Raw genomic sequence first — 354 nt, forward strand, 5'->3', positions numbered from 1 at the left:
AGGTGATTGATCGGGTCCGCGTTGACGAGGCTAATCGACTACGCCACGACAAGCCTGCTCGTAAGGTCATCAAGCAAGCGCGATGGCTACTGCTACGCAATCCACAGAATCTGAAAACGCCGGAACAACAGGTTCACTTGCAGGATTTGCTGGCGGCCAACCAGGCGTTGATGACGGTCTACTTGATGAAGGCTGAACTCAAAACACTCTGGACGCCGAATACCGCTTGGAGCTGGAGATCGGCCTGGAAGCAATGGTTGCGCCATGCTCATGAAAGCGAAATACCGGCACTGATCCAGTTCGCCAAACGGCTAAAGAGTTACTGGCGGGGCATCGTCAGCCGCGTTCGCTGGC

General features: G+C 55.4%; 1 protein-coding gene. It reads left to right on the forward strand.

Going from position 1 to position 354, the window contains the following annotated elements; all coding sequences use genetic code 11:
• On the forward strand, positions 1-354 hold a 354-nt coding region (locus tag DK261_RS18455), incomplete at both ends, for a transposase (RefSeq protein ID WP_146218542.1).

Origin of the sequence: Pseudomonas sp. RW409, assembly GCF_003184125.1 — a bacterium.
Classification (GTDB): domain Bacteria; phylum Pseudomonadota; class Gammaproteobacteria; order Pseudomonadales; family Pseudomonadaceae; genus Aquipseudomonas; species Aquipseudomonas chlororaphis_I.